This is a genomic window from Sphingomonas jatrophae (assembly GCF_900113315.1).
GTDB lineage: Bacteria > Pseudomonadota > Alphaproteobacteria > Sphingomonadales > Sphingomonadaceae > Sphingomonas_P > Sphingomonas_P jatrophae.
The window spans coordinates 1,926,854-1,945,839 of the sequence record NZ_FOZG01000001.1 but is presented as its reverse complement, the minus strand read 5'-3'; the positions used below and the strand labels follow the sequence as shown (position 1 = coordinate 1,945,839).

The 18,986-nt window shown below is 68.9% G+C and carries 21 protein-coding genes; 18 read left to right on the top strand and 3 right to left on the bottom strand.

Annotation, left to right across the window (positions count from 1 at the left end; all coding sequences use genetic code 11):
* Positions 1-7 precede the first annotated feature (7 nt).
* The 11 genes from BM360_RS09120 to BM360_RS09070 are packed head-to-tail and all read left to right on the top strand — an operon-like array spanning position 8 to position 9,734.
* Positions 8-646 carry an LbetaH domain-containing protein gene (locus BM360_RS09120; protein ID WP_093313470.1) on the top strand — a complete coding sequence of 213 codons (639 nt, stop codon included), beginning with the start codon at positions 8-10 and terminating at the stop codon, positions 644-646.
* A complete protein-coding gene (locus BM360_RS09115) occupies positions 643-1,092 on the top strand; it encodes a nuclear transport factor 2 family protein (protein WP_093313468.1) in 450 nt (149 codons plus the stop codon). The genes BM360_RS09120 and BM360_RS09115 overlap by 4 nt, the downstream gene beginning before the upstream one ends.
* A gap of 14 nt (positions 1,093-1,106) precedes the next feature.
* Complete coding sequence (locus BM360_RS09110) at positions 1,107-2,012, top strand: SDR family oxidoreductase (RefSeq protein WP_093313466.1); 906 nt, start codon at positions 1,107-1,109, stop codon at positions 2,010-2,012.
* A 3-nt stretch (positions 2,013-2,015) separates the two neighbouring features.
* The gene (locus BM360_RS09105) at positions 2,016-3,098 is read left to right on the top strand and encodes an acyl-CoA dehydrogenase family protein (protein ID WP_093313464.1); all 1,083 of its coding nucleotides are present in this window, start codon (positions 2,016-2,018) and stop codon (positions 3,096-3,098) included.
* On the top strand, positions 3,095-3,883 hold the full coding sequence (locus tag BM360_RS09100) for an SDR family oxidoreductase (RefSeq protein ID WP_093313463.1): 789 nt from the start codon (positions 3,095-3,097) through the stop codon (positions 3,881-3,883). Before BM360_RS09105 ends, BM360_RS09100 begins: the two co-directional genes overlap by 4 nt.
* Positions 3,884-3,888: 5 nt before the next feature.
* Positions 3,889-4,350, top strand: a complete 462-nt coding sequence (locus tag BM360_RS09095) for a MaoC family dehydratase (protein ID WP_278247408.1) — start codon at positions 3,889-3,891, stop codon at positions 4,348-4,350.
* A gap of 5 nt (positions 4,351-4,355) precedes the next feature.
* Complete coding sequence (locus BM360_RS09090) at positions 4,356-4,730, top strand: steroid Delta-isomerase (protein WP_093313964.1); 375 nt, start codon at positions 4,356-4,358, stop codon at positions 4,728-4,730.
* 11 nt (positions 4,731-4,741) lie between these two features.
* Positions 4,742-5,944 carry a thiolase family protein gene (locus BM360_RS09085; RefSeq protein ID WP_093313461.1) on the top strand — a complete coding sequence of 401 codons (1,203 nt, stop codon included), beginning with the start codon at positions 4,742-4,744 and terminating at the stop codon, positions 5,942-5,944.
* Between the two features lie 3 nt (positions 5,945-5,947).
* A complete protein-coding gene (locus BM360_RS09080) occupies positions 5,948-7,129 on the top strand; it encodes an acyl-CoA dehydrogenase family protein (protein WP_093313460.1) in 1,182 nt (393 codons plus the stop codon).
* Positions 7,126-8,670 (top strand): FadD3 family acyl-CoA ligase, encoded by a 1,545-nt coding sequence (locus BM360_RS09075; RefSeq protein WP_093313459.1) that lies wholly within the window; start codon positions 7,126-7,128, stop codon positions 8,668-8,670. The genes BM360_RS09080 and BM360_RS09075 overlap by 4 nt, the downstream gene beginning before the upstream one ends.
* A 2-nt stretch (positions 8,671-8,672) precedes the next feature.
* Positions 8,673-9,734, top strand: a complete 1,062-nt coding sequence (locus tag BM360_RS09070) for an alpha/beta fold hydrolase (protein ID WP_093313458.1) — start codon at positions 8,673-8,675, stop codon at positions 9,732-9,734.
* A gap of 34 nt (positions 9,735-9,768) precedes the next feature.
* Here BM360_RS09070 and BM360_RS09065 read toward each other — a convergent pair whose 3' ends face one another.
* Together BM360_RS09065 and BM360_RS09060 are read right to left on the bottom strand one after the other, a co-directional pair.
* Positions 9,769-10,647 (bottom strand): LLM class flavin-dependent oxidoreductase, encoded by an 879-nt coding sequence (locus BM360_RS09065; RefSeq protein ID WP_093313457.1) that lies wholly within the window; start codon positions 10,645-10,647, stop codon positions 9,769-9,771.
* Positions 10,648-10,691: 44 nt separating this feature from the next.
* Complete coding sequence (locus tag BM360_RS09060) at positions 10,692-11,486, bottom strand: SDR family NAD(P)-dependent oxidoreductase (protein WP_242653384.1); 795 nt, start codon at positions 11,484-11,486, stop codon at positions 10,692-10,694.
* A gap of 107 nt (positions 11,487-11,593) precedes the next feature.
* Here BM360_RS09060 and BM360_RS09055 point away from each other — a divergent pair, with 107 nt between their 5' ends.
* The 4 genes from BM360_RS09055 (at position 11,594) to BM360_RS09040 (ending at position 15,148) form a co-directional block, all read left to right on the top strand.
* The gene (locus BM360_RS09055; RefSeq protein ID WP_242653383.1) at positions 11,594-12,424 is read left to right on the top strand and encodes a glucose 1-dehydrogenase; all 831 of its coding nucleotides are present in this window, start codon (positions 11,594-11,596) and stop codon (positions 12,422-12,424) included.
* 126 nt (positions 12,425-12,550) lie between these two features.
* A complete protein-coding gene (locus tag BM360_RS09050; RefSeq protein ID WP_093313455.1) occupies positions 12,551-13,237 on the top strand; it encodes a hypothetical protein in 687 nt (228 codons plus the stop codon).
* A gap of 25 nt (positions 13,238-13,262) precedes the next feature.
* Positions 13,263-14,114 (top strand): SDR family NAD(P)-dependent oxidoreductase, encoded by an 852-nt coding sequence (locus BM360_RS09045; RefSeq protein ID WP_093313454.1) that lies wholly within the window; start codon positions 13,263-13,265, stop codon positions 14,112-14,114.
* Between the two features lie 14 nt (positions 14,115-14,128).
* The gene (locus BM360_RS09040) at positions 14,129-15,148 is read left to right on the top strand and encodes an alcohol dehydrogenase catalytic domain-containing protein (RefSeq protein WP_242653381.1); all 1,020 of its coding nucleotides are present in this window, start codon (positions 14,129-14,131) and stop codon (positions 15,146-15,148) included.
* Positions 15,149-15,198: 50 nt separating this feature from the next.
* On the opposite strand, the gene BM360_RS09035 is transcribed toward BM360_RS09040, so the two are convergent.
* Positions 15,199-16,281 (bottom strand): DUF1214 domain-containing protein, encoded by a 1,083-nt coding sequence (locus tag BM360_RS09035; protein ID WP_093313452.1) that lies wholly within the window; start codon positions 16,279-16,281, stop codon positions 15,199-15,201.
* 110 nt (positions 16,282-16,391) lie between these two features.
* On the opposite strand from BM360_RS09035, the gene BM360_RS09030 reads away from it, so the two are divergent.
* The 3 genes from BM360_RS09030 to BM360_RS09020 all read left to right on the top strand — a co-directional run bounded on the left by BM360_RS09030 (position 16,392) and on the right by BM360_RS09020 (position 18,971).
* Complete coding sequence (locus BM360_RS09030; RefSeq protein ID WP_093313451.1) at positions 16,392-17,228, top strand: helix-turn-helix transcriptional regulator; 837 nt, start codon at positions 16,392-16,394, stop codon at positions 17,226-17,228.
* Between the two features lie 139 nt (positions 17,229-17,367).
* Entirely contained in the window at positions 17,368-18,132 is a 765-nt protein-coding gene (locus tag BM360_RS09025; protein WP_093313450.1) for an SDR family oxidoreductase, read from the top strand.
* Positions 18,133-18,161: 29 nt separating this feature from the next.
* A complete protein-coding gene (locus tag BM360_RS09020; protein WP_093313449.1) occupies positions 18,162-18,971 on the top strand; it encodes an SDR family NAD(P)-dependent oxidoreductase in 810 nt (269 codons plus the stop codon).
* The last annotated feature ends 15 nt before the right edge of the window (positions 18,972-18,986 follow it).

The following is an 18,986-nucleotide window of genomic DNA, read 5'->3' as shown; positions in this document are numbered from 1 at the left end:
CGCCGCCGTGCCCTGCTACGCCTATCAGGGGATGGTGCCGGTGGTGGATCCCACCAGCTACGTCCACCCGCTCGCCTCGCTGATCGGCGACGTGATCGTCGGCCCGGGCTGCTTCATCGCGCCGGGTGCGTCGCTGCGCGGCGATTTCGGCCGGATCGTGGTGGAAGGCGACAGCAGCATCCAGGATAGTGTGACGGTGCATGCCAATGCGCTGCGCGACACGATCATCCGCCGCGGCGCCACCATCGCGCACGGCGCCATCATCCATGGCTGCGAGATCGGCGAGAATGCGCTGGTCGGCATGAATGCGGTGGTGCTCGACGATGCGGTGATCGGCGCGGAAAACCTCGTTGCCGCGCTGGCGCTGGTGAAGTCCAACACCGAAACGCCGCCGCGCAGCCTCGTCGCGGGCAATCCCGCCAAAGTCGTCCGCAGCTTCGAGCCGCATCAGGTGACGTGGAAGAATGACGGCGACGGCGAATATCAGCGGCTCGCCCGCGGCGCGCTGACCGACATGGTGGAGGTGGCGCCGCTCGCCGCAGTGCAGCCGGATCGTCCGCGCTCCACCTCGCAGGCGGTGGCGGTGCGCTTGTCCGGCGCGCAGGCGGCGGAGCGCGAGCGGCGCGCGGCGGAGGCACAAGGATGAGCGACGCGGTCCACATCACCAACCTGCTCTATCGCTATGCGGAGCTGATGGATCTGGGCGACCTGACGGGCGTCGCCGGCCTGTTCGCGCATGCGACGATCAAGATGGGCGGCGGCACGACGCTGCACGGGGCGGACGCGATGCTGGCGCTGTGGCGCGCCAACGTGAAGCTGCATCCCTGCGGCACGCCGCGGACCAAGCACGTCATCACCAACCCGATCGTCGAGATCGACGACGGCGGCGAGCGGGCGACCTGCCGGTCCTATTACACCGTGCTCCAGGCGGCGCCCGGCGTGCCGCTACAGGTGATCGGCGCGGGCCGCTACCATGACGGGTTCGAGAAGGTGGACGGGACGTGGCGCTTCGCCACGCGCGATTACAGCATGTTCGATCTGCACGGCGATCTGACGCAGCATCTGCTGATCCAGCCGCCGGCGCAAAGCTGAGAGGAAGAACAAGCGTGGGGATTTGCGAAGGGCGCGTGGCGATCGTGACCGGGGCCGGCAACGGCCTCGGCAAGGCCTATGCGCTGGGCCTCGCCGCCGAGGGCGCGAAGCTGGTGGTGAACGATCTCGGCGTCGGCACGCACGGTGAGGCGGGCGCCACCAAGGGCGCCGCCGAACAGGTAGTCGACGAGATCCGCGCCATGGGCGGCGAAGCGGTCGCCAACACCGACGACGTGGCGGATTGGGATGCGGGCAAGCGCATGGTCGATCTCGCCGTCTCCACCTTCGGCCGGCTGGACGCGGTGGTGAACAATGCCGGCTTCGTGCGCGACCGCATGTTCTTCACCTGCAGCCCGGAGGAATGGGATGCGGTGATCCGCGTCCATCTGCGCGGCCATTTCTGCACAAGCCGCCACGCCGCCGAATATTGGCGTGCGGAGAGCAAGGCGGGCCGTCCGGTCGATGCGCGCATCATCAACACGACGTCGGGCGCAGGGCTTCAGGGCTCGATCGGCCAGTCGGCCTATTCGACCGCCAAGGGCGGTATCGCCTCGCTGACGCTGGTGCAGGCGGCGGAGCTGGCGCGGCTCGGCATCACCGCCAACGCGCTCGCCCCCAATGCCCGCACCCGGATGACCTCGACCGGGGCGTTCGACATGGACGCGAAGGAAGGCGAGTTCGACGTGTTCGCGCCCGAGAACATGGCGCCGCTGGTCGCCTATCTCGTCTCCGCCCAGTCCAAGGGCGTGACCGGCCAGGTGTTCGAGCTGAAGGGCGGCACCATCTTCCTGTCGCAGGGCTGGACGGACAGCCCTGCGCACGAAAAGGGCGCACGCTTCGAGGCGAGCGAGCTGGATCCCATCGTTCGCCGGCTGATCGAGACGCGCGAGCCGGCCAAGTCGGTCTACGGCGCGGGCTGAGGCATGGACTTCGCGCTCACCGAAGATCAGCGCTTCATCCAGGAAAGCGCGCGCACCTTCCTCACCGATGCGGCGGGCGCCGATGCGCAGCGCGCCGCGGTGGAGAGCGAGACGGGCTTCGACGCGAGCCTCTGGGCCAGCCTTGCCGGCGAGATGGGCTTTGCCGGCCTGATGGTGCCCGAGGCGCATGGCGGATCGGGCCTCGGCGCGGTCGAGATGGCGCTGGTGCTGGAGGAGACGGGGCGCACGCTGGCGGCGGTGCCCTTCTTCGAGACGGCAGTGCTGGCCGTGCAGGCGGTGCTGGCCGCCGGCAGCGAGGCGCAGCAGGCGGACCTGCTGCCGAAGCTGGCAAGCGGCGCGGTGAGGGCGAGCTTCGCCGGCACCGCGGCGCGGCCGACCCTGGCCGACGGCCGGCTGACGGGTGAGGCGACCTTCGTCACCTTCGCCCACGTTGCCGACCTGTTCGTCATCGCGACAGCCGACGACAGCCTTGTCGTGCTGTCTGCGGGAACGCCCGGCCTCACGGTCGAGCCGCTGCCGACGCTGGACCGCACGCGCCGCTTCGCCCGGGTGACCTTCGACTGCGACGTGCCGGCCGACGCGGTGCTCGGGGCTCCCGGCGGCGCACGGGCGGCGATCGAGCGGGTGCTGACTGTGGGTGCCGGCCTGCTCGCCGCGGAGCAGACGGGCGGTGCGCAATTCTGCCTCGATGCGACGGTCGAATATTCGCGCCAGCGCGTGCAGTTCGGCCGGGCGATCGGCTCGTTCCAGGCCTACAAGCACATGCTGGCCGACATGATGGTGCTGATCGAGGGATCGCGTTCCGCCGCGCTCTATGCCGCGGCGGCGATCGACGAGGACGGGCTGGAGCTGGCGGAGGCATGTCACGTCGCGCAGGCCTGGGCGGCGGATTGCTACCGTCACTGCTCGGGCGAGGCGATCCAGCTGCACGGCGGCATCGGCTTCACCTGGGAACATCACGCCCATCTTTATTTCAAGCGCGCCCGCGCGTCCTCCAGCTGGCTCGGCACGCCCGAGCGGCACCGCGAGGCGCTGGCGCGGATCATCCTGCAGGAGAATGCATGACCGTCACCTCGCCCGTGCCCGCTTACCCGCAGCCGCGCGGCCTGCTGAACGGCAAGACGGTGGTGGTGACCGCCGCTGCCGGCACCGGCATCGGCTTCTCCGCCGCGCAGCGCGCCGCCGAGGAAGGCGCGACCGTGCTGATCAGCGACTTCCATGAGCGCCGCCTGGGCGAGGCGGCCGACCGCATCGCCGAGACGGTGGGCAAGCGCCCCGCCACGTTCGTCTGCGACGTGACCAGCGAGGCCGCGGTGCAGGGCCTGCGCGATGCGGCGCTCAGCGAACTCGGCCGCGTCGACGTGCTGATCAACAATGCGGGCCTCGGCGGCGAGGTGTCCGTCGTCGAAATGACGGACGACCAGTGGAGCCGCGTGCTGGACGTGACGCTGACCAGTCTGTTCCGCATGACGCGCGCCTTCCTGCCCGCCATGTATGCGGCGAAATCGGGCGTGATGGTGAACAACGCCTCCGTGCTCGGCTGGCGCGCGCAGAAGGGCCAGGCGCATTATGCCGCGGCGAAGGCTGGCGTGATGGCCTTCACCCGCTGCTCGGCGCTGGAGGCAGCGGAGCACAACGTCCGCATCAACGCCGTCTCGCCCAGCCTCGCCATGCACCCCTTCCTCGCCAAGGTGACGACGCAGGAGGCGCTGGACAAGCTGGTCGAGAAGGAAGCGTTCGGCCGTCCCGCCGAGGTGTGGGAGATCGCCAACGTGATGATGTTCCTGGCCTCCGACCTGTCCTCCTACATGACGGGCGAGATCGTCTCCGTCTCCAGCCAGCGGGCCTGACGCCGGTGGCGACGATCTTCGAATCTCCGCGCGACCTGCTCGGCAAGGAAGGCATGGCGCTCGAGCCGAGCGACTGGCTGACGATCGAGCAGGCGCGCATCGATGCCTTTGCCGACTGCACCGGCGATCATCAGTGGATCCATGTCGATCCGGTGCGCGCCAAGGACGGCCCGTTCGGCGCCACCATCGCGCATGGCTATCTGACGCTCAGCCTCGTCAACCTGTTCATGCCGCAGATGATCGAGGTGCGCCGCTTCTCCGCGGGCGTGAACGTCGGCATGGACAAGACGCGCTTCCTCAATCCCGTGCTGGTCGGATCGCGCATCCGCGGGCTTGGCGAGATCGTCTCGGCCGAGGAAGTGAAGGGCGGCGCCATCCAGTGCGTCATCCGCGTCACCGTCGAGATCGAGGGCAAGGACAAGCCCGCCTGCGTCGTCGACACGATCAACCGCTTCTTCCCGGAGTAATGCCGATGCCGAACCCTGAGAAGATGATCGCCGCCGTCCACGCCTACATCGCCGCTTTCGATGCCGGCGATCCCGATGCGGTCGCCGCGCTCTATGCCGAAAACGCCACGTGCGAGGATCCGATCGGCACGCCGCAGCATCATGGCCGCGAGGCGATCCGCGCTTTCTATACCGAGTCGATGAAGACGGGTGCGAAGCTGAAGCTGGAAGGGCCGATCCGCGTGGCGGGCGACTATGCGGTTTTCCCCTTCTCGGTGAACCTACATTATGAAGGTTCGGACAAGCGCATCGACGTGATCGATACTTTCAAGTTCGACGACAATGACCATGTGATCGAGATGAAGGCCTATTGGGGCCAGATCAACATGCACGGTTTCTGAAGGACCATTTCATGCGCGAAGCAGCCATCGTCTCCACCGCCCGCACGGGCGTCGGCAAAGCCTATCGGGGCGCGTTCAACGACACCGAGGCGCCCGTCCTCTCGGGCTTCGTCGTGGATCAGGCGATCCAGCGCGCAGGGATCGATCCGGCGCGGGTGGACGACATCTATCTGGGTGTCGGCAACCACTGGAACACGCAGAGCTACAATCTCGGCCGGCTGACCAGCCACGTCTCGGTCGTGCCGGACGAGACGGCGGGCTTCACGCTCGATCGCAAGTGCGGCTCAGGGCTGACCGCCATCGCGCTGGCCGCCCGCGGCATCGTCGCGGACGAGATCGACGTCGCGGTGGCCGGCGGCATGGAGAGCATCTCGCTCACCCTCAACAAGCATGCACCCACCTTTCGCAACCGCTCCGAATTCGTGAAGCAGCACGATCCGCACGCCTACATGGCGATGATCGAGACGGCGGAAATCGTGGCGGAGCGCTACGGCGTCAGCCGCGAGGATCAGGACCGCTTCGCTGCGTTGAGCCAGCAGCGTGCCGCCGCCGGCCAGGCCAACGGCGCCTATGCCGAGGAGATCGTGCCGATCACCGTTCAAAAGGCGCTGTTCGACAAGGAAGGCAATGAGACGGGCAAGGAAGAGGTGACGCTCGACCGCGACGAGGGCGTGCGCGGCGACACCACCTATGAGCGGCTGGCGACGCTGAAGCCCGTGTTCAAGGACGGTCTCGTCATCAAGGAAGGCCGCCACGTGACGGCGGGCAATGCCTCGCAGCTGTCGGACGGCGCGTCGGCGCAGGTGGTGATGGATCTCGCCACCGCCCAGAAGGAGGGGCTGCCCGTCCTCGGCGTGTATCGCGGCTTCCAGGTGGCGGGCTGCAAGGCCGAGGAGATGGGCATCGGCCCGATCTACGCCATTCCCAAGCTGCTGAAGCGCGCCGGCATCTCGATGCAGGATGTCGGCCTGTGGGAGATCAACGAGGCGTTCGCCAGCCAGGCAATCTATTGCCAGCGCTTCCTCGACATCGATCCCGACAAGCTGAACGTGAACGGCGGCGGCATCGCCATCGGCCACCCCTTCGGCATGACGGGCAGCCGCATGGTCGGCCATGCGCTGATCGAGGGGAAGAAGCGCGGCGTGAAATATGTCGTCGTCTCCATGTGCATCGCGGGCGGCATGGGTGCCGCCGGCCTGTTCGAGGTCGCCTGAATCATGCAGCTCGCTTTCGCCCCGGAACTGAAGGCGTTCCGCGAGGAAGCCGCCGACTGGCTGGAGACGCAGCTCTCCGGCCCGTTCCGGGGCGTTCGCGGGCAGACCAACCAGGTCGACAATGTCGAGGAACGCCGCGCCTGGGAGCAGGCGATGGGCGCCGCCCGGTGGAGCGTCGTCGGCTGGCCCGAGCAGTGGGGCGGCCGCGGTGCGTCGATCGCCGAGCAGGTGATCTTCGCGGAGGAATATGCCCGCGCCAAGGGGCCGCCCCGCGTCGGCCACCTCGGCGTCGAGCTGATCGGCCCGACGCTGCTGGCGCTCGGCACCGAGGAACAGAAGGCGCGCTTCCTGCCGGCGATCGCGGGTGGAGAGGCGATCTGGTGCCAGGGCTATTCGGAGCCGGGCGCGGGATCGGACCTCGCCAACGTCAAGACGAAGGCACGGCTCGAGGGGGACCGCTACCTGATCGACGGTCAGAAGATCTGGACGTCGATGGGCATGATCGCCGACTGGTGCTTCGTCGTCGCGCGCACCACGCCCGGCAGCGTCGGCCCCAAGGGCCTGTCCTTCCTGCTCGTCGAGATGGACCAGCCCGGCGTCGATCCCCGCCCGATCCGCCAGATGACGGGCGAGGCGGAATTTGCCGAAGTGTTCTTCGACAATGCCGTCGCCAGAGCGGAGGACCGCGTCGGCGCGGAGGGTGATGGCTGGAAGGTGGCGATGGCGCTGCTCGGCTTCGAGCGCGGCGTCTCCACGCTCGCCCAGCAGATGCACTTCAGGAACGAGCTGGACGAGATCGTCGAGGCGGCCAAGGCCAACGGCATGGCGCAGGATCCGATCACCCGCCAGAAGATCGCCAAGGCGCATGCCGGCCTGAAGATCATGCGCTACAACGCCCTGCGCATGCTGGCGGAGGACGAGGCGGCGGCGGGCGGCACCCTGTCGGGCGCGGCCTATACCTACAAGCTCTATTGGTCGCAGTGGCACAAGGCGTTGGGCGAGCTGGCGATGGACGTGCTGGGCCAAGCGGGCGAGATCGGCGCCAACGAGGAGCGGATGCCGCCGCTGCCGACCATGTATCTGATGAGCCGGTCGGACACGATCTACGCCGGCACCGACCAGATCCAGCGCAACCTGATCGCCGAACGTGCGCTCGGCCTGCCGCGTGAGCCGCGCGGCGCATGACCACCGTCGACACCATCCCCGGCGCCGCCCGCGCCACCGCCGCGCGCCTGCCCGACAAGGTCGCGCTGATCGAGGGCGGCGAGAGCTGGACATTCGCCGAGCTGTATCGCGATGCGCGTGCTGTCGCCTCGGCCTATCTTGCCCGCGGCATCGGCAAGGGCGACGTGGTCGCCATCTGGGCGCCCAACCGGCGCGAGTGGATTCTGGCGGGCCTTGGCGCGCACATTGCGGGCGCGGCGATCACGCCGCTCAACACGCGCATGAAGGGGATGGAGGCGGGCGACATCCTGCGCCGCTCCTATGCCAAGCTGCTCGTCTGCACCGAGCGGTTCATGGGGTTCGACTATCCGACGATGATCGCGGGGGAGGACCTGCCCGATCTCGCCGGCATCGTCCGGATCGACGGCGAGGGCGCGGACGGCTGGGCCGCCTTCATCGCCTCCGGCAAGGGCGCGGACGATCCCGCGGTGGACGCGGCCGAAGCCGCCGTCGCGCCCGACGATCTGAGCGACATCATGTTCACCAGCGGCACGACCGGCAGCCCCAAGGGCGTGCTGCACAGCCACGGCAATGTCGTGCCGCTGTTCCGCGCCTGGGCGGAGCGCGTCGATCTGCAGGAGAGCGATCGTTACCTGATCGCCAACCCCTTCTTCCACACCTTCGGCTACAAGGCCGGCTGGGTCGCCTGCCTCGCGCTCGGCGTCACCATGCTGCCGATGGCGGTGTTCGACGTGAACGAGATGGCGCGCCTGATCGAGACGGAGCGCGTCAGCTTCATCCCAGGCCCGCCGACCATCTACCAGTCGCTGCTGCAGGGGCTGGCGGGCGAGAAGCGCGATTTCTCCTCCATGCGCGTCGCCGTCACCGGCGCCGCCCCCGTCCCGCCCGTGTTGGTCGAGCGGATGCGGCGTGAGCTTGGCATGGAGAATGTCGTCAACGGCTATGGCATGACCGAGTTCGGCGCCATCGCGATGACGGGCAAGACGGACTCGCCCGAGACGGTCGCCAACACCTGCGGCTATGCGCTGCCGGGCGTCGAGATGACCTGCGTCGACGGGGCGGGCCGGCCGGTCGCCGCCGGCGAGACGGGCGAGATCCTGGTCCGCGGGCGCGGGCGGATGATCGGCTATTTCGAGAATCCGGAGGCCACCGGCGAGGCGATCGACGCCGACGGCTGGCTGCACACCGGCGACGTCGGCTCGATCGACGCGGACGGCTATCTCCGCATCACCGACCGCAAGAAGGACATGTTCATCTCCGGCGGGTTCAACTGCTACCCGGCCGAGATCGAGAAGCTGCTCGCCGCGCATCCGGCGATCGAGCTGGCCGCCGTCATCGGCGTGCCGGACGAGCGGATGGGCGAGGTCGGCAAGGCGTTCGTCGTGCTGCGCCCCGGCACGCATGCGGACGCCGCCGGGATCATCGCCTGGAGCCGTGAGAACATGGCCAATTACAAGGCGCCGCGCAGCATCGAGTTCGTCGACGAGCTGCCGCGCAATGCGGGCGGCAAGGTGCTGCGGACGGCGCTTCGGGAGCGGTAGGCATGGCGGATGCGGGGCACGTCTGGATCGACACCGCAGGCGTCACGCTGCACGCGCTGACCGCGGGCATGGACCGGGTCGATGCGCCGCTGGTGCTGCTGATCCACGGCTTCCCCGGCTCCTCTTATGCGTGGCGGCACCAGCTCGGCCCGCTCGCCGCGGCCGGATACCGCGCCGTCGCGGTGGACTGCCTCGGCTATGGCCGGAGCGACCGGCCGCTCGATCAGGCGCTCTACACGTCGGAGGCGGCGCGCGCGCAGCTGCTCGGCGTGATCGACCATTATGGCGCCGCCAGCGCCCTCGTCATCGGGCAGGATTTCGGCGCGCAGCATGCCTGGAACCTCGCGGTGCGTTCGCCCGAGCGGGTGCGCGCGCTGATCACCACCATCCCCTACGATTACGACCTGTGCGGCCGCGCGATGCTGGGCGGTGCGCCGCGCAAGAGCCCGGGCGATCCGGTCGCGCCCGATTGCGCCTCGCCCGACGACCTGCCGAGCGAGCGGTTCGCTGCGATGGCGGCGCAGCATTTCGTCCACCTGCATTATTTCCAGGCGGTCGGCCCGGCCGAGGCGGAGCTGGCGCCGCAACTCGCCGAATTCCTCCGCCGCGACTATCACGCGCTGAGCGCGGCCGGCGATCTGTGGAGCTGGACCGGCACGACCGACGAGCAGGCGGGCTATCTCCAGGCGCTGCCCCCTGCCCCGCCGCTGCCGTGGGCCTGGCTGAGCGAGGCGGAGTTCGACCGCTATGTCGCCGATTTCGCGCACCCCGATCCCGCACGCGTGCTGATCGGCGGCCTCGCCTCCTACCGCGCGGCGGACGACAATTGGCGGATCGGTGCCGAGTGGGCGGATGCGGACGTGCACACGCCCACATTGTTCATCCACGGCGCGCTCGATCCGTCCTTCGGCTTCTTCCCCGATTGGCGCGCGCGCATGGTGAAGCGGGTGCCCGGGCTCAAGCGGCTGATCGAGGTCGCGGGCGCCGGCCACTTCGTGCAGCAGGAATGCCCGGACGTGTTCAACCGCGCGATGCTCGATTTCCTGGGCGCATACCGGCACTGAGCCGCGGGCCCGCCGACGCCCGCAGCCCCGGCGCTCACACCTTGGCGATCACCTCGTCGGCGAAGCGGGCGTGCGCGTCAATCTTGTCCTGCAGCGGCTGGCGATCCTCCTCCACCGCATAGACGTTGCGGAAGATCACCGGCATGTCGGTGACGCCCAGATCCTCCATCCGCCGCACCGTATCGATGGTGATGCCGCCCTCGCCGCTGATCTCGGTGGCGAAGATGCGGAACGGCCGGTCGGTGGTGCCCGCCTCCGCCCGGAAGGCGGCGATCTTCTCGAGCAGCGGCGCCAGCTGGCCCGCGCCGCCGCCGGCATACATGAAGCCGTCATTATGCGCCGCGCGCTTCAGCGCGAGATCGGCATGGCCGCCGATCAGGATGGGCAATGGCGCGGTCGGCACCGGGTTCAGCTTCGCCGCGGGCAGATCGTAGAATTCGCCATGATATTCGAAATAGCCGCCCTTGGAGAGGCCGCGGACGATCTCGATACATTCGTCCAGCCGCTTGCCGCGCTTGGCGAAATCGACGCCCATCGCGACATAATCCTCCGGCCACACGCTCAGGCCCACGCCGAAGTTGAAGCGATTGCCGCTCATCGCGGCAACGGAGGTGGCGAGCTTCGCCGAATAAAGCGGCTGGCGCACCGGCAGCTTGATGACGTTGCTCGTCACCTCCAGCTTCGTCGTCGCGGTCAGGATCATCGTGGCGAGGATGAAGCTTTCGATGAACGGCTTGTTCTCGAGAAATTCGCGCCCGCCATCCTTGGTGTAGAGATATTCCTGATCGGATGCCTGCGGGTAGATCAGGCTGTCGGGCACGACGAAGCCGGCATAGCCCATTTTCTCGATCGCCTGCGCCAGCGGCACGTAAGTGTCGATCGCGGTCATGCTCTCGCCGCAGTGGAACCGCATCCCTTGTCTCCCGCTCGCTTGTTCTTCCTGACGCGCCAGCCTGCTCAGCTGACCGTCGATCCGCCGTCAACCGCGATGGACTGGCCATTGATCCACTCGCCGTCCCTGGACGCGAGCATCGCCACCATCGCGGCGATGTCCTCCACCTCGCCGAGGCGCGTCGAGCGGCCGGAGGCGAGCACCTGCTGCTGCAGGTCGCTCGGCATCGTCTCGCGCTTCTCCGGCGTCACGACGAGGCCCGGCATCACCGCGTTGGCGCGGACCCCCTCGCGCCCCCAGCGCGAGGCGACGTGGCGGACGAGCGCATTCACCCCCGCCTTGGCGATGGCGTAGCAGGGGCGCACCGGCTCGCCCACGATCGAGGCGGAGGAAGAGGTGTAGATCATCGCCCCGCCGCCGCGCTCCAGCAGCTTGGGGATGGCGTGGCGCGTCGCGCGGACCATGCCCTTCAGATTGACCTCCAGCGTGCGATCGAGCACGTCGTCGGTGACGGTGGCGGCGTCGCTATCCTCGAAGATCACGCGCAGATCGGCGAAATTGGCGTGGAACACGTCGATGCCGCCATAGGTGCCGACCGCCAGATCGACCAGGGCGGCGAGCGAGGCATCGTCCGTCGCGTCGAACGAGGCGCCCTGCGCCGTCCCGCCCTGCGCGATGATCTCGCCGATCAGGCTGTCGATCTGCGCCTTTTCGCCCGCGGGCGATCCGGCGATCACCTGCGCGCCTTCGCTGGCGAGACGAAGCGCGGTCGCGCGGCCGATGCCGGTGCTCGCCCCCGCCACGACCGCCACCTTGCCGACCAGCCGCCGGCATGATCCCCAGCCCGTCTGTTCCGTCACGTGCCTCTCCCCCGCGTTGCGCATATGCGCGCTCCTTGGGCGGGGTTGGTGCCCGGTCGCGCAGCATGTCGTCAAGCCGAATACGCGCCGCTCCGCTTGCCCGGAAGATGGACCGCCGCTACGCCGCGGCAAACGGGAGCGAGGATGCGATGGCACGGCTGGCAGGCAAGGTAGCGATCATCACCGGCGGCGCGCGCGGCATGGGCGCCGCCACCGCGCGGCTGTTCGTGCGCGAGGGCGCGATCGTGGTGATCGCCGACATGCTGGAGGCGGAGGGCAATGCCCTCGCCGCCGAGCTGGGCGAGGCCGCGCGCTTCCATCGTCTCAACGTGACGGACGAGGCGGGCTGGCAGGCGCTCGTCGCCGACATGCTCGCCGCGCACGGGCGCATCGACGCGCTCGTCGCCAATGCCGGCGTGCTGAGCTTCGGCGAGCTGGTCCATGCGGAGGAGGCCGAGTTCGACCGCGTGTTCGGCATCAACACCAAGGGCGTGTTCCTCGGGATCAAGCATGTCGGCGGCGCGATGCGGGCGGCACGGCGCGGTTCGATCGTCAACATCGCCTCGATCGACGGCTTCCGCGGTGCCAATGCGCTCGGCCTCTATTCCGCCAGCAAGTGGGCGGTGCGCGGCATGACCAAGACGGCGGCGCTGGAGCTGGGGCCGCACGGCGTGCGCGTCAATTCGGTGCATCCGGGCGGCGTCAACACGCCGATGGTCAACCCGACCGGGGATCAGACGCAGGCTCAGCTGGATTACGGCCACCGCCGCGTGCCGCTCCAGCGCATCGGCGAGCCGGAGGAGATTGCGGCTGCCAGCCTGTTCCTCTGCTCGGACGACGCCTCCTACATCTCGGCGGCGGAGCTGGCGGTCGATGGCGGCTGGGCGGCGGGCTATTATCACGAGAACCTGCCCGGCGTGCCCGTCTCGCTGCTTTGAAGGCCGGTTCCGCGCTTCCGGGATCGGACGCGCGCGCCGTTGCGGAAGCCCCGCGCGCGGCGTAAGAGTGACGTAACCGGCACGACGCAGATTGTGGCTGATGCGGCCGATAATGGAGGGGAATGCATGGCAACTGCACTCCAGGATACGCAAAGCGCGGCCGCCCGCTCGCTCGGCCATGTCGCGCTGCATTATCAGACGCCCGAGCAGGGCCCGCTCGCCGCGCGGCTGCTGACGATGCTGGGTTTCGTCGAGACGCAGGATCTGACGCTGCCCGATGGCGCGCACTTCTACCGCTTCGTCGTCGATCCGCGCCATCAGGGCCGCGGCGACGGGATCATCTATCTCTCGGTCGTGCCCGAGGCGCAGCGCAAGCTCGTCGCCGCCGTCCGCGATGCGCTGAAGATCGGCACCGCGGACGAGCATCCCGCGGTTGGCGAGATGCGCGGCCATCTCGCCCGCGATCCCGAATACAGCTTCCATATCGGCACGCTGCTGGAGAGCCTGGAGGAGCTGGAGGAGCGCTTCCTCGCGCTGGAGGAGGCGAACCGCAGCGATCCCGAGCTGAAGGGCCGGCTGAAGATCACCTATAACCGCGCGCTGAAGAGCGATCCGGAGATCGAGGCGCGGCTGAATGCCTCGCCCATCTACGGCAAGGTCGATCGCTTCGCTTATGGCCGCAACGGCGTGCAGGCCTTCGTCGAGACGGACATCCTGGCGAGCGGGACGCTGGGGGAATCGACCTTTCTCGAATTCGACTACGTGTTTCCCGATCGGCAGAGCCACGTCCTGTCGATCGTCGAATGGGCCTGATCGGCCCTAAGCAGCAGGGGGATTGATGTCGATCGAGCAGGAAAAATTCGGCGGCGGCGTGGCGGTCGTCACCGGCGCGGGCGCGGGGATCGGCATGGGCTTCGCACGCCGCTTCGCCGCGCTCGGCATGACGGTGATTGTGACGGACGTGTCGGCCGAGCGAGCGGAGACGGTCGCGGGCGAGATCGGCGCCAAGGGCGGCAAGGCCGAGGCGATGGTGGTCGACGTCTCCCGTGCGGAGGAGCTGGATCGCCTCGCCGCGCACGTGTTCGACCGGCATGGCGGCTGCCGCGTGCTGATCAACAATGCCGGCATCGAGACGATCGGCAATACGTGGGAGATATCGGCCGCGCGCTGGGATGCCACGCTGAACATCAACATCCACGGCATCGTCCACGGCTGCCGCGCCTTCATCCCCTATATGCTGAAGGCGGGCGAGGAAGCGTGGATCGGCAATCTCGGCTCGATCGGTTCGTTCGGCGTGATGCCGGAGCAGACCGCCTACATCATGAGCAAGCATGCGGTGCAGTCCTTCACCGAATGCCTCTATCTGGAGCTGGAGCGTACCGGCGCACCGATCCACGTCTCGTCCATCCTGCCGGGCATGCTGAAGACGAGCATCTTCGACGCGGCCGACTCCAACCATGAGCCGAGCAAGTCGGAGCGCCACCGGACCGCGATGCGCGAGATGATGGCCGCCTACGGCATGGATCTCGACCAGGGCGTCGCCGAATTCGTCCGCAAGATGGCCGAGGGCAGGTTCTGGGCGGATTCACAGCCGGAGATGACGCGCCAGTCGCTCGATACGCGGATCGAGTTCCTCCAGACGCAACGGCCGCCGCAGCTCGCCGAGCAGGCGCGCCACCTGCTCGACTAACGATGCGCGCCGCGGTGTTCCGTGCGGCCGGGCGGCCGCTGTCGATCGAGACGGTGGCCGATCCGGTGCCGGCGGCGGACGAGGTGATCCTCGCCGTCGCCGCGGCCGGCATCTGCGGGTCGGACCTGCACTTCACCCAGATCGACCGGCCACTGCCGGAAAGCGGGCTGGTGCTGGGGCATGAATATGCCGGCACCATCGTGGCTCTCGGCCGCGACGTGGGCGGCGGGCTCAAGGCGGGTGACCGCGTCACCGCGCTGCCGATCTTCCCTTGCCGCGCCTGTGATGCGTGCGACGCCGGCCTGCCCGCGCTTTGCCCGGGCGGCACCTTCTCCGGCTATGCCCCCGACAAGACGGGCGGCTTCGCGCAGTTCGTCGCGGCGCGCGGCGCGATGGTGCAGAAGCTGCCCGCGGGTGTCGGCTTCGACGAGGGGGCATTGGTCGAGCCGCTGGCGGTCGGCCACCATGCCGTCGCGCGCGCCGGGCTGCGGCGGGGCGAGGCGGTGCTGATCCTCGGCGGCGGGCCGATCGGTGCGGCCGTCGCGCTGTTCGCCCGCGCCGCCGGCGCCGCGCATGTCGTGGTGAGCGAACCCTTCCCCGCCCGGCGCGAGCGTGTGGCGCAAGCGGGCGCGACCGCCGTCGTCGATCCCGCCGCCGAGGCGGTCGACGCCGCCTTCCCCCGCCTTGCGGGCAAGCAGCCGGACGTGGTGTTCGAATGCGTCGGCCTGCCCGGCATGCTGGCGCAGGCGGTGGAGCTGGCCGGCATCCGTGCCCGCGTCGTCGTGGCCGGCGTGGTGATGGGGGAGGATCGCCTCGTCCCGCTCACCGCGCTCGGCAAGGAAGTGACGATCCTCTACAGCCAGGCCTATACCGAGCAGGATTTCGCCGCGGTGATCGACGCGATCGCCCGCCGCGAGGTCGATCCCGCGCCGCTGCACACCGCCACCGTCGGGCTGGATGCGCTGCCCGCCATGTTCGAATCGCTGCGCACGGCATCGCCCCAATGCAAGGTGCTGATCGATCCCGCGCTCTGACGGGCCGGCAGGCGCGTGGCTTGCCCCACGCCCCTGCCCGGCCCCGCCGGCTAGAGCTTGACCACGCGCACCTGCGGCACGGGGAAGTCCTCCGCCTCGATCCAGCGCCACAGGCCGGTGCCCTCGCGGTGGCCGGCAAGGTCGATCCAGTTGCCATAGCCCGGATCGGCATCGGCGCAGACCAGCACGACGCGGCCATCCTCCTCCAGCGTCACCTGCGTGTTGTTCACCCAGATCTTCTGGTGGACGTGATCGAGCGATTCCATCCACCAATTATCGATCTGGAAGTTCCACATGCGGCACTTGGGCGGCGTCACCTCCAGCACCAGCGCCTCGCCTTCCTCCAGCTTGTAATAGAGGTGGCCGTACCAGATCTTGGGATCGCCGCCGGCGCGGATCCAGGTCTCCTGCTCCTTGCCTTCGTAGATGCGGTTGGGCGTCGTCTTGAACCATTCGGACCAGTCGGCGAAGGTGTTGGCCGTGCCCTTCACCCACGCCGCGCTGCCCATCAGCTGCGCCTCGATCTGCTCGGGCGTCAGCAGCGCCGGCACGGCCGGTCCGCCGATCCGCTCGACCTGCATGATCGCGGGCGTCTGCGTCGCCTTGTCCTCGAACGTCTGGCGGATGATCAGCAGGGTGGTGTCGTCCGCCATAGGCAGCCAGTTGCCGGGCTTCTTCTCGCGGCTGACGTGGATCTCGAAGCTGCCGTCCGGCTCCAGCGCCACGTCGGCAAACTCGATCTCGCCGGTGGACGCCATCGTGCCGTCAATGGCGTAGCGGTTCGCCTTGCTGCCGATCGAGAGATAGGGGACGGTGCCGCGCGTGCCGGTTATGCGGTAATCCCGGTCCCCGCGCACGACGATCTGCTGGTAGAGATTGTCGGGATTGTCCGCGCCGATCTTGATCTTGTCGTCGCACAGCAGGAAGATGCGCGGGAAATCGGGGTCCGCGGAATCGACCAGCATGTTCAGCGCAGTGCGCGTCAGGCGGCTGAGATAGCGCAAGCCCTCCGCCTGATCGAGCGGGGTGGCCGGCGCCTCTTCCCGCAGCAGAACGTCGCCCGCCTCCGCCAGCTTCGCGCAGAAATCGCGCCATGTGGAAGCGAGGCGCAGCTGATTGCCTGTCGTCGTCATCGCAGCTCTCCTTTTGGCGGCAGTCTCCGCGCTTCCCGCGCCTGCCTCAAGCCCCGCGCCCACGTTCCTGCGCGTCTGGCGACAATCCGCGCGGTTGCGGAGGCGAAGCGATGACGACGCCCGCCTGGCGCATCGTCGGCGAGGTGGCGGCGGGCGAGATGTGGGCCGCCGTGGCCGAGCATCCCGCGGTCGATACGGTGGACCGCACCCACCTCGATCCGCGCACCAGCATCGGCCTGTTCCTCTCGGCCCAGCCCAATGCGTCGCAGGGCCGCTTCCTCGCGAGCGACTGGACGCGCGGCCATGCGCGGATGGGGCGGATCGTGGTGGTGCCGGGCGATCTGCCGCTCCACGTCCAGGCGCAGGCCGCGCCGCCCCGGCGGATGCTGCACTGCCGCCTGCCGATCCGCGCCGGCCTGCCGCGCCCGAGCGGGCCGGGGCTGCTGGCGCGCTGCCTCGACGTGCGCAGCCCCGGCATCGCCGCCAGCCTTGCGCGGCTGGCGCAGGAGGTGGCGGCGCCCGGTTTCGCCGGCGCCACGCTGATCGAAGGGCTCGGGCTGGTCGTCGCGGCCGAGCTGGCGCGCGAGCTGGCCGGGGCGGAGCGGCCGTCGGTCGGCGGGCTTGCCGGCTGGCAGCTGCGCCGGATTGACGATCATCTGGCGGCGGGCCATTGGGATTGCACGATCAGCGATCTGGCGCGGCTGTGCGGCATCAGCGCGGCGCATGCGATGCGCGCCTTTCGCCAGAGCACCGGCCGCTCCATCGCGCAGCATGTCGCGGCCTTGCGCATGGCCCGCGCACGCGATCTGCTGGCGGGCGACGCGCACGACATTGCCGAAATCGCGGCGCTGCTGCGTTTCGCCAGCCCGTCCGCCTTCGCCGCCGCCTTCCGCCGCGCATCGGGTGTGTCGCCGGGCAATTACCGGCGGAGCATCGGCCGGCTCTAGCCCCACCCGCGAACACGTCTCCACTCTTCCGCTGCGATGGGAAAGTGCGTAGGAGATCGGGCCGCGGGGTGCTTCGTCCATGGCCTGCAAGGCTCGCCGGATCGCCACACGCGTATCGCGACAGAGGGGATGACGACAGATGCAGCGCACTTTCCTGCTTACCGGATCGGCCTCCGGAATCGGCCGCGCCACCGCCGAGCGGCTCCGCGCGGATGGCGAGCGCGTGATCGGCGTCGACCTGCGCAATGCCGATATCGAGGTGGATCTGGGCACTCCCGATGGACGCGCCAAGCTGGCCGAGGAAGCGGCACGGATGGCGCCCGACGGGCTGGACGGCGTGCTGGCGGGCGCCGGCATTTCGGGGCAGGGCCTGCCGCGCGAGACCATTGCGATCAACTATTTCGGCGCGGTCGCCACGCTGACCGGCCTGCACCCGCTGATGGCGAAGAAGCCGCGCGCCCGCGCCGTCGCGATCTGCTCCACCGCCGCCCTGCTGCCGCATGACGAGGCGGTGATCCAGTCCTGCCTCGCCGGCGACGAGGCCGCGGCGCTCGAGGGCGTGATGGCGCAGGAGCAGACCGCCTACATGACCTCCAAGCGCGCTTTGTCGCTGTGGGTCCGCCGCACCGCTGTCAGCAAGGAATGGGGCGGCCGCAACATCCTGCTGAACGGCGTGGCGCCTGGCGTGATCAAGACGCCGATGACGATGCCGCTGTTCGACGATCCCGAGATGATCCGCCTGATGGCGCTGTCCAACCCGATGGGCGTCGAGGGTTATGCCGAGGCGGACGAGATTGCCGAGCTGATCGCCTATCTGCTGCGCTTCGAGGGCCATTATCTCGTCGGGCAGGTGATCTTCAACGACGGCGGCACCGACGCGATCATGCGGCCGGACCACTTCTGAACCGAACGAACGAGGGGAGGGCAGAAGACATGGCACAGGGCAGTCTGGACGGGCGCGCGGCGCTCATCACGGGTGCGGCGGACGGCGTCGGTCAAGGCATGGCGATCCGCTTCGCCCAGGCCGGCGGCAAGGTGATCGTCGCCGACTTCAACGAGGAAAAGGGCCGGGAGACGACCGAGCAGCTGCGGCAGCTGGGCGGCACAGCCGAGTTCGTGCGGTGCGACGTCTCGCAGCGCGATCAGGTGATCGGCGCGGTCGAGGCGACGGTGGAGAAGTTCGGCGCGATCGACGTGCTGGTCAACAATGCCTATCGCGGCCGCGGCCTGCACCGCATCGAGGACAAGACGGACGACATCTTCGAGGATGCGATGCGCGTCTGCCTCTATGCGGCGAAATGGTCGATGGAGGCCGCCATGCCGCACATGCGCGCGCGCCACTGGGGGCGGATCATCAACATCTGCTCGCTCAACGGCGTCAATGCGCACATGGGCAGCGCCGAATATAATGCCGGCAAGGAAGCGCTGCGCAGCTACACGCGCAGCGCCGCGCGTGAATGGGCGCGGCACGGCATCTGCGCCAACATCATCTGCCCGGCGGCGAAATCGGCCGCGTTCCGCACGTTCGAGAAGCTGCAGCCCGAGGTCGCGGCAGCATCCTCGGGCGCGAACCCGATGGGGCGGATGGGCGATCCGGCGGACGATATCGGCGGCGTCGCCCTGTTCCTGGCCAGCGAGGATGCGCGTTACCTGACGGGCAACACTTTGTTCGTCGACGGCGGCGCGCACATCAACGGCGTCGCGTGGGCGCCCGACCTGGACAATCTGCCGACCTTCGCCTGAGCGGGTGCGGCCGGC

What these genes read in the sequence shown, in the direction of transcription:
- BM360_RS09115 (WP_093313468.1), top strand. Translation starts at nt 643, where the DNA reads ATGAGCGACGCGGTCCACATCACCAACCTGCTCTATCGCTATGCGGAG.
- BM360_RS09105 (WP_093313464.1), top strand. Translation starts at nt 2,016, where the DNA reads ATGGACTTCGCGCTCACCGAAGATCAGCGCTTCATCCAGGAAAGCGCG.
- BM360_RS09100 (WP_093313463.1), top strand. Translation starts at nt 3,095, where the DNA reads ATGACCGTCACCTCGCCCGTGCCCGCTTACCCGCAGCCGCGCGGCCTG.
- BM360_RS09090 (WP_093313964.1), top strand. Translation starts at nt 4,356, where the DNA reads ATGCCGAACCCTGAGAAGATGATCGCCGCCGTCCACGCCTACATCGCC.
- BM360_RS09085 (WP_093313461.1), top strand. Translation starts at nt 4,742, where the DNA reads ATGCGCGAAGCAGCCATCGTCTCCACCGCCCGCACGGGCGTCGGCAAA.
- BM360_RS09080 (WP_093313460.1), top strand. Translation starts at nt 5,948, where the DNA reads ATGCAGCTCGCTTTCGCCCCGGAACTGAAGGCGTTCCGCGAGGAAGCC.
- BM360_RS09075 (WP_093313459.1), top strand. Translation starts at nt 7,126, where the DNA reads ATGACCACCGTCGACACCATCCCCGGCGCCGCCCGCGCCACCGCCGCG.
- BM360_RS09070 (WP_093313458.1), top strand. Translation starts at nt 8,673, where the DNA reads ATGGCGGATGCGGGGCACGTCTGGATCGACACCGCAGGCGTCACGCTG.
- BM360_RS09065 (WP_093313457.1), bottom strand. Translation starts at nt 10,647, where the DNA reads ATGCGGTTCCACTGCGGCGAGAGCATGACCGCGATCGACACTTACGTG.
- BM360_RS09055 (WP_242653383.1), top strand. Translation starts at nt 11,594, where the DNA reads ATGGACCGCCGCTACGCCGCGGCAAACGGGAGCGAGGATGCGATGGCA.
- BM360_RS09050 (WP_093313455.1), top strand. Translation starts at nt 12,551, where the DNA reads ATGGCAACTGCACTCCAGGATACGCAAAGCGCGGCCGCCCGCTCGCTC.
- BM360_RS09045 (WP_093313454.1), top strand. Translation starts at nt 13,263, where the DNA reads ATGTCGATCGAGCAGGAAAAATTCGGCGGCGGCGTGGCGGTCGTCACC.
- BM360_RS09035 (WP_093313452.1), bottom strand. Translation starts at nt 16,281, where the DNA reads ATGACGACGACAGGCAATCAGCTGCGCCTCGCTTCCACATGGCGCGAT.
- BM360_RS09030 (WP_093313451.1), top strand. Translation starts at nt 16,392, where the DNA reads ATGACGACGCCCGCCTGGCGCATCGTCGGCGAGGTGGCGGCGGGCGAG.
- BM360_RS09025 (WP_093313450.1), top strand. Translation starts at nt 17,368, where the DNA reads ATGCAGCGCACTTTCCTGCTTACCGGATCGGCCTCCGGAATCGGCCGC.
- BM360_RS09020 (WP_093313449.1), top strand. Translation starts at nt 18,162, where the DNA reads ATGGCACAGGGCAGTCTGGACGGGCGCGCGGCGCTCATCACGGGTGCG.